The organism is Protofrankia sp. Cas4 (assembly GCF_963555915.1).
In the GTDB taxonomy this organism is placed as follows: Bacteria; Actinomycetota; Actinomycetes; order Frankiales; family Frankiaceae; genus Protofrankia.
Genome location: NZ_CAUVXL010000209.1, coordinates 10,255 through 13,418, shown reverse-complemented (window position 1 = coordinate 13,418; position 3,164 = coordinate 10,255). Strand labels below are relative to the sequence as shown.

Here is a 3,164-nt window from a genome sequence, read left to right as displayed (position 1 = left end):
ATCGCCATGTACGGCGGCCTCTATGAGCGTCACCCTGCCTACTTCGCGCTCCCGTTTGCACAATCACTCACCCTCGCCGGCTACATACTGCAAGGTTCCGGATCGACACACCGACTGCTTCAGGTGCTGTTGTTCGCGTTGAACATCACTACGGAACATCAGCTTCAGGAATTCGGTACGTTTATCGTTTCTCTGCTGCGCAAGGAACGGGACGAGAACCGCAGCGTCTTCGATGAGAGCTGGCAAGAGTTGACGGGAGCACGGGTTCCCGACGAACTCTGACGCAAAGCAGTGGGGTAACTGGTCAGGCATCTTGATCGATTAGTGTTGTTGCGGGCCGGGTCGTTCAGGTGACGTCCGCTGTGGCGGCGGGGTGCTCGCGGTGGTGACCGACCTATATGTTGATCATGTGCCGTCCGGGCCCCAGCCACCGCCGCCGTCGTATGACGAGCTCGCGGTGCTGGTCGTCACGCTGCGCCAGGAGCTGGCCGAGATCCGCGAGCGGCTCGCGGGCACCCAGGAGGCGCTGGCGCAGGCGAACGCCGAGATCGCGGAGCTGACGGCCCGGCTCGGGAAGAACGCGAAGAACTCCTCGAAGCCCCCGAGTACCGACGGGCTGGCCAAGCCGGCGCCGAAGTCCCGGCGGGAGAAGACCGGCCGCACGCCCGGAGGGCAGCCCGGCCACCCCGGCTCGACGCCGGCACTGGTCGACGATCCGGACCGCACGGTCATCCACGAGCCGGAACGCTGCCGGCGCTGCGGGGACGGCCTGGTGCTCGCCCCGGTCACCGCCGTCGAGCGACGCCAGGTCGTCGACGTCGTCGCGGTCAGCCGGACGGTCACCGAGCATCAGCTCCTCGAGCGCCGGTGCGGCTGCTGCGGAATCCCGAGCAGGGCCGACGCGCCCGCGGGGGTCGGCGCCCCGGTCCAGTACGGCGAGGGGGTCCGGGCCCTGGTCCGCTACCTCTACGGCGGCCAGTTCCTCTCGAAGGACCGGACCGCACAGGCGATGGTCGACCTGTTCGGGGTGCGCCTGTCGACCGGCACGATCGTCGCGAGCCAGGCCAGGGCCACCGCTACCCTCGAGAAGACGTTCCTGCCGCGGCTACGCGACCTGCTCGTCGGCGCCGACGTGCTCGGCCCGCGCTCGTCGGCCCATCCCTGCCCCACGTACGGCCCCCGACGAGGACGACGAGACCGACCGTGAGTCGGTCACGGTCAAGCGGCCACCGCTGGGTTCGCCGGTAGATCCGCCGGACGAGACCAACACGCCGGCCGGCGCGATGCGTTCGGCGCGCGCTCCGATGGTGCCCGGCTGGCTGCGGTCGCGTGCCACGATCCGCGCGGCCGCTCGCCAGACGGGCCGGCACGTCGGCTACGTCGCAGGGTTTCATAGCGTAATGAACATCACGACGGGAAAGTGTAGTTTCAACCGTCTAGTTGGCTAACTCCAGCATGCCCCGGAGCGGTCGAAGACAACCGTATTATCACGCATCGGATAAGCAACTTTCCACTATGGATGCCCACGTGCGAGCATCACCCCGTCCCGCCCGGGTGTCGCCTCGTCCGGACTACCACGCCGGTACGGTGGATGCCGATGGACGACGTTGAGTGGCGCCGCTGGCTAATCGACCTGGTAACGGTCGGCGCGACGGAGTTCGACGCCGAAACCACAGGTGAGTGTGTCATCGGCTCGCGCGGACGCACGGCAGGATCACGCGTCACCGTGGCCGGCGGCGGCCCGGATCGATGGCTACGAGTAGTCACCGAACGCCTTGGATGGGGTGGCGGGCCGACCTGGATTGGCAACATGGAAGCGAGCGCGGTCCTGGGCGTTGCCCGGCCGGAGGTTCTCGCTGTCACAGAGTGGGAGGAGGCAGGCCGCCAGGTCCGGACCGAGCTCATGACCTTGGCCCCCGGTGGTCCGCTTGCGTCCGATATCGCCCTGCGCGAGCACGTCTCGCTGGATGCGTCCTGGTGGACGGCCCTTCGCCGGTCGGTCGACGTCCTGGCTGCCAGTACTACCGATCGGGTGTGCCTTGACGCCGATCTCATCCGACATCGGTTGTTAGCCGCGTTCGGCGTGGAGATCGCCACGGAGTCGATCGTATGGAGCACGGCGCACGGGGATCTCCACTGGGCGAATATCACCGGCCCTATCTGCTGGCTGCTTGACTGGGAAGCGTGGGGCGCCGCACCGGCCGGCTATGACGCTGCCACGTTGTACTGTTCGAGCCTGCTTCAGCCCGAGATCGCCGATCAGGTCTTCACAGTCTTCGGTGACCTGCTCTCTTCGTCGGCCGGCGCCGTCGCCCACCTGGTGGCGGCGGCAAAACTTCTTGGCCTGGTCGAGTACGGCGACCACCCCGACCTGGCGGCGCCTCTGCACCGGCACGCACGGAGAATCCTGCGGCGCCACTATCCGGAGTCCTTGGGTGAGTAGGTCATCGAGTCGGGCTACGACGTCAGACCTCTCCGTCAGTTCCTGTCAGTTCGAGCCTTTTGGCGGGTTTAAGCAGATCGTGAAGCCGGCGTGCAAGCCGAGGACGTACCAGGGTTACGAAGTGGTCGTCCGGGTGCACCTGGTTCCGGCGCTCGGCAAGAAGAAGCTGAACAAGCTGACCGGGGCCGACGTGAGGCTGTTCCTCCGGCGGCTGGAGAACATGTGTCTGTGCTGCATCCACAAGACGGACCAGAAGCGGGCCGAGGGCGAGCGGCGGTGCTGTGCGGTCGGCCGGTGCTGCAAGTCGTTGCCGTCCGTCCGTCTGCGGCAGCAGGCGCACGCTGTGCTCCGCAATGCGTTGGAGGCGGCGGTACGGGAGGAACGGGCGCACGTCGGGTCGGATTGGGTTGAGACGGGCGACGTCTTCACGAGCGTGATTGGAACGCCGATCGAGCCGGACAACCTCCGGCGGAGCTGGTACCCGCTACGTGAGAAGATCGGCGCCGAAGGCGTTCGTTTTCATGATCTCCGTCATACTTGCGTGACCTTGCTCCAAATGCGCAATGTTGCATCTGATGCAACATTCGGCAGAATCCGCGATTGCGCGGTGGCAGGGCTTCTCACGCCGGCCGATCTGTCGGCGAGCCGCTGTGATGGCTGGGCTGACCTGGGCCGACGGGTCGATTGTTGCATCGAGTGACGCGATGTTGCATCGAGTTTC

At 66.4% G+C, this 3,164-nt stretch carries 3 protein-coding genes and 1 pseudogene; all 4 read left to right on the top strand.

All coding sequences use genetic code 11. The annotated features are described in order from the left end of the window. Positions 1 to 282 (top strand): annotated as a pseudogene (locus U9979_RS19155) (hypothetical protein); the annotation flags it as partial. Between the two features lie 100 nt (positions 283 to 382). Beyond that, positions 383 to 1,207, top strand: coding sequence for a DUF6444 domain-containing protein (locus tag U9979_RS19150; protein ID WP_322780472.1), 825 nt, complete (start codon positions 383 to 385; stop codon positions 1,205 to 1,207). 390 nt (positions 1,208 to 1,597) lie between these two features. Next, positions 1,598 to 2,443, top strand: a complete 846-nt coding sequence (locus U9979_RS19145; RefSeq protein ID WP_322780471.1) for a hypothetical protein — start codon at positions 1,598 to 1,600, stop codon at positions 2,441 to 2,443. After that, positions 2,436 to 3,143: a hypothetical protein gene (locus U9979_RS19140; RefSeq protein WP_322780470.1), complete on the top strand. Its 708-nt coding sequence runs from the start codon at positions 2,436 to 2,438 to the stop codon at positions 3,141 to 3,143. Before U9979_RS19145 ends, U9979_RS19140 begins: the two co-directional genes overlap by 8 nt. Positions 3,144 to 3,164: the final 21 nt, after the last annotated feature.